The 4,537-nt window shown below is 43.4% G+C and carries 3 protein-coding genes and 2 pseudogenes; 4 read left to right on the top strand and 1 reads right to left on the bottom strand.

The genetic code is table 11. The annotated features are described in order from the left end of the window. The 3 genes and pseudogenes from BTA30_RS21540 to motB all read left to right on the top strand — a co-directional run. A pseudogene (locus BTA30_RS21540) lies at positions 1–643 on the top strand (AAA family ATPase); the annotation flags it as partial. 201 nt (positions 644–844) lie between these two features. Continuing rightward, positions 845–1,571, top strand: a pseudogene (gene motA, locus BTA30_RS21535) (flagellar motor stator protein MotA). Beyond that, positions 1,564–2,343, top strand: a complete 780-nt coding sequence (motB, locus tag BTA30_RS21530) for a flagellar motor protein MotB (RefSeq protein WP_076763982.1) — start codon at positions 1,564–1,566, stop codon at positions 2,341–2,343. Before motA ends, motB begins: the two are co-directional and overlap by 8 nt. A gap of 24 nt (positions 2,344–2,367) precedes the next feature. Here the strand turns inward: motB and mhqR are convergent, their stop codons facing one another. After that, positions 2,368–2,817, bottom strand: coding sequence for a MarR family transcriptional regulator MhqR (gene mhqR / locus BTA30_RS21525; RefSeq protein WP_076763980.1), 450 nt, complete (start codon positions 2,815–2,817; stop codon positions 2,368–2,370). 236 nt (positions 2,818–3,053) lie between these two features. Here mhqR and kinD point away from each other — a divergent pair. Continuing rightward, positions 3,054–4,537 (top strand): sporulation kinase KinD (gene kinD, locus BTA30_RS21520; protein WP_076763978.1); only part of this gene is annotated, 1,484 nt, incomplete at its 3' end.

Below are 4,537 nucleotides of genomic sequence, written 5' to 3'. Positions count from 1 at the left end.
TGTTTGTCGGTCCGACAGGCGTCGGTAAAACAGAGCTTTCCAAACGGCTTGCCGAAGAGCTGTTCGGCACGACGAATTCCATGATCCGCCTTGATATGAGCGAATACATGGAAAAACACGCCATATCCAAGCTGATCGGATCACCTCCGGGATATGTCGGNNAGACAGCCAAGGACGGACAGTCAGCTTTAAAGACACCGTCATCATCATGACAAGCAATGCAGGCGTTTCTGAAAAACGGACAACAGTCGGCTTTAACAGAGAAGAGCAGCTGATGGGTGAACAATCATTAATCGATTCTTTAAGCAGTTACTTCAAACCGGAATTCTTGAACAGATTTGACAGTATTGTCGAATTCCAGTCTCTTGAAAAAGAGGTTCTCGTCAAAATCGTCGATCTGCTCCTGAAAGAACTTGAAGAAACATTAAGCGATCAGCAGCTGACACTTGCGGTTTCAGAAGAAGCAAAAGAAAAAATAGCTGAAATCGGATGCCATCCTGCATTTGGCGCACGTCCTTTAAGAAGAACGATTCAGGGAGTCGTTGAAGATCAAATGACTGACCTGCTGCTTGAAGAAGAACATATCACAGGTTTTCACGTCACAGTTGAAAACGGCGATATTGCGGTGAAAACAATCGCTTAACACTTGCCGGCTTCCTGCAATGGAAGCCGGCTTTTCCTTTATAATGCACAAGACACAGCTAAATTCAATTTATTTCCATTCGATCATTCAAAAGTCCCTTTTCACCTTGATTTTGCAACAATTTCTGAAACACCCTAAAGTTCCTATATTGCGGCACCGATATTAACGATAGAAAAGTTAGTTAAAGGAATTGGTGAAAAAATGGACAAAACATCGTTAATTGGAATCATTTTAGCTATCATCGGAGTAGGTGTCGGCATGGTTATGAAAGGTGTCAGCCCATCCGTTCTCGTCAATCCGGCGGCATGGCTGATCATACTTGTCGGAACAATCGCAGCAGTTGTCATCGCATTTCCAATCCGCGAAATCAAGAAAGTTCCCAAACTCTTCGGCATTTTGTTTAAAGAGCAAAAGATGATCGAACTCAATGAACTGATCCCCATGTTTTCCGAATGGGCGNNTGAGCATGGCGGTAGACGGACAAAGTGCCGATTTTATCCGGGACGTTCTGACTGAAGAAGTCGAAGCAATGGAGGAACGGCACCAGATGGGAGCAGGCATTTTCACCCAGGCAGGCACATATGCCCCGACATTGGGTGTATTGGGAGCAGTTGTCGGACTGATTGCCGCACTTGCAGATATGAGTGACACTGAAGCTCTCGGTCATGCGATCAGCGCCGCCTTCGTCGCCACGCTTCTCGGGATCTTTACAGGCTACGTACTCTGGCATCCTTTTGCCAACAAATTAAAGCGCAAATCAAAACAGGAAGTCAAAGTCCGTGAAGTGATGATTGAAGGCATCCTTTCCATTTTAGAAGGACAGGCTCCGAAAGTCATTGAACAAAAGCTTTTAATGTATGTCTCTCCTAGCGAACGCTCCAGCATCGTGATTCCAGAAGGAGAAAAAGGGGAAACCAATAATGGCTAGAAAAAAAAAGAAGCATAAAGACCATGAAGAACATGTAGATGAATCTTGGCTCATTCCTTATGCCGACCTGCTTACACTTCTTTTGGCGCTGTTCATCGTACTGTTTGCCATGAGCTCGATCGACGCCAAAAAGTTCGACATGCTGTCTAAATCATTCAATGCCGTGTTTACCGGCGGTACGGGAATGATGGACTATTCAAGCTTCACCGAGCCGAAAACAAGCACAACCGAGGACGGAAAAAGTCCAGATGAATCTAAAGATGTATCCGCAGATCAAAAAGAAAAGGACAAGCAATCGCTGAAAAAAATCCAGGAACAGGTCAACCGGTTTATCAAAGAGAAGAAGCTTGAAAGCCAGGTTAATACAAAGCTTACAGACGAAGGGCTTCTTCTTTCAATCGAGGATAATATCTTCTTTGATTCAGGGAAAGCGGAAATCCGCAAGCAGGACATTCCGCTCGCCAAAGAAGTGTCCGATCTCCTCGTGCTGAATCCGCCGCGCAATATCGTGATCAGCGGACATACAGATAATGTGCCGATTAAAAACTCTCAATTTAAATCAAACTGGCATTTAAGCGTCATGCGCGCTGTCAATTTCATGGGGCTCTTGATCGAAAATCCAAAGCTTGACGCTCAGATATTCAGCGCCAAAGGCTTCGGAGAATATAAGCCTATCGCTTCAAACGATACGGAGGAAGGAAGAAGGAAAAACAGACGGGTTGAAATTCTCATCCTGCCGATCGGACAAGAAAATCTGAATAAAAAAGAATAAGGAAGCTGCGATTTGGCAGCTTCCTTATTCTTTGCTCTGATAAAAGTTTTTTGCGTTCAGACCTACTTTTTTCAGCATGTCGATGCAAGCTTCTTTCTCTTCAGCACTCAAAACACTGATCATTTGATGAAGCTCTTCAGCATGGCCCGGAAAAATCTGCTCCAGGAGCTTGACTCCTTTATCCGTAATCTGCGCATACGTGACCCTGCGGTCTGTTGTACAGGCTCTTCTGATGATCAGCTGTTTTTGCTCAAGCTTGTCAACCACATATGTAATACTCCCGCTCGCCAGAAGAATCTTATCCCCTATTTGCTGCAGGGGCTGATCACCTTTGTGATAGAGAAGCTCCAAAACAGCAAATTCCGTCGGATTCAGACCATGTTTATGAATATGTTTATTCATATGATCGTTAATTGATCTGTACGCTCGTGATAATACAATAAATAATTTTAATGACTGTTCTCTATTACTCATATCTCTCATCTCCAAAGAAACAACTACAGGAAAACATTAATAAACTATGAGGAAAATGTCAACTGTTAACATTCAAGCCATGTTATGATGAAAGGAAATGAACATCAAATAGATATATCCGGAAATTCCACGGTATTGTGTCCTATTTTCAAGGTATTGGTTATCTTTTCTATAAATCGGCTCTTACTAGTGATATAATACCTCTATTCCTGTATCGATTGGGAGAGAGTGAGAAAATGCGCAATTCGAAAAATATATGGAAGAAAATAAGGCTTTATTTAATCCTGGTGATGATACCGGCCTTGATTATAAGCTTTTTTATATACGAACAAGAACGCGAAAATATCACCGAAAAACATCGGCAGACCGCGACTCTTATGCTGAATATTCACCGGAACCAAATCAATTATTTGATCGGTGAAACAGAAGCGAGGCTCAGCTCAGTGGCAACGGCCCTCAACCACCCCATCAATGAAAAACATATCAAACACATTCTGAGGGAAACCTATAAAAAAGAGCCGCGCTTTTCGGCCTTGTATCTTTTAAATGAAAACGGCGATGTCATGGTCAGCACGGCGCCCGTTAAAGAAAAAAAGCCGGTCACCTACAAGAATATTCTCCGAAAGGCGAAAAACTCAAAGAAATCCGTGATCACAGATGAGGCCGGGATTCTGACGGACAAGCTAGAGCTCAATATATTCACCCCCGTCTTTAATAGCGAGGGAAGGACGACAAACTTTTTGCTGGCCTCCATTCGCATCGACTATTTAAAAAATATCATGAATGTACTGAGCCCTGAGCTTTACATCAAAATTCTCAATCAGAAGAACGAAGTCCTCTTCTCTGCCGGTCACTCGCCTGCTGAGAAGCCGGACGGCGGGACTGTTGATGCTTTTTTGGACCAGATCGACTGGAAGCTTGAAGTCTATCCTGAACCTGTTCAGCTTGATGAACTTGTTCACAGCCTTCTCTTGTCCTTTTTAAGTATCTTTATCCTGCTTAATATTATGTTCCTCCTGATTCAATACGTTTTGCTTAAACGGCGGACCAAACAGGAACGCGCCCAGAATGAAGCGCAAAAGCTGGAATTAATCGGCACCCTGGCGGCCAGCACCGCCCATGAAATCAGAAATCCGCTGACCGGAATCAGCGGATTCATCCAGCTTCTTCAGAAAAAATATCAATCTAAAGAAGATCAAATGTATTTCTCGATCATCGATCAGGAAATCCGGCGGATCAACCAGATCGTCAGTGAGTTTCTTGTGCTTGGAAAACCGACGGCTGAACAATGGCAGTTAAATGCCTTGAATGAAATGATTGACGAGATCATGCCGATTATTCATTCTGAAGCCAATTTATATAATGTCGAAGTGAAGTTCAAGAACCGTGCGGAAAATCCGGCATACGTTTTCTGTAAAAAGGATCATATTAAACAAGTCGTTTTAAATGTCGCCAAAAACTCGTTGGAATCAATGAAAGACGGTGGGAAACTGCTGATTCAAATTGAACATGATCAACAAACAGCAGAAATTGTTGTGAAGGATGTCGGAGAGGGCATTCCGAAAGAGATGATTGAGAAGATTTTCCAGCCTTTTGTCACGTCCAAGGAAAAAGGAACCGGACTCGGCCTTGTCGTTTGCAAGCGAATCATTTCCATGTATGGAGGAACCATTCAGATCGAAAGCGAGCGGCATAAAGGCACAACCGTAACGATCACGCT

The organism is Bacillus swezeyi (assembly GCF_001969815.1).
Lineage (GTDB): Bacteria > Bacillota > Bacilli > Bacillales > Bacillaceae > Bacillus > Bacillus swezeyi.
Note: the sequence above shows the minus strand (reverse complement) of the source record. Positions and strands in the feature narration are given on the sequence as shown.

Coding starts and splice junctions, on each gene's coding strand:
- mhqR (WP_076763980.1), bottom strand. CDS start 2,817: ATGAGTAATAGAGAACAGTCATTAAAATTATTTATTGTATTATCACGA.
- motB (WP_076763982.1), top strand. CDS start 1,564: ATGGCTAGAAAAAAAAAGAAGCATAAAGACCATGAAGAACATGTAGAT.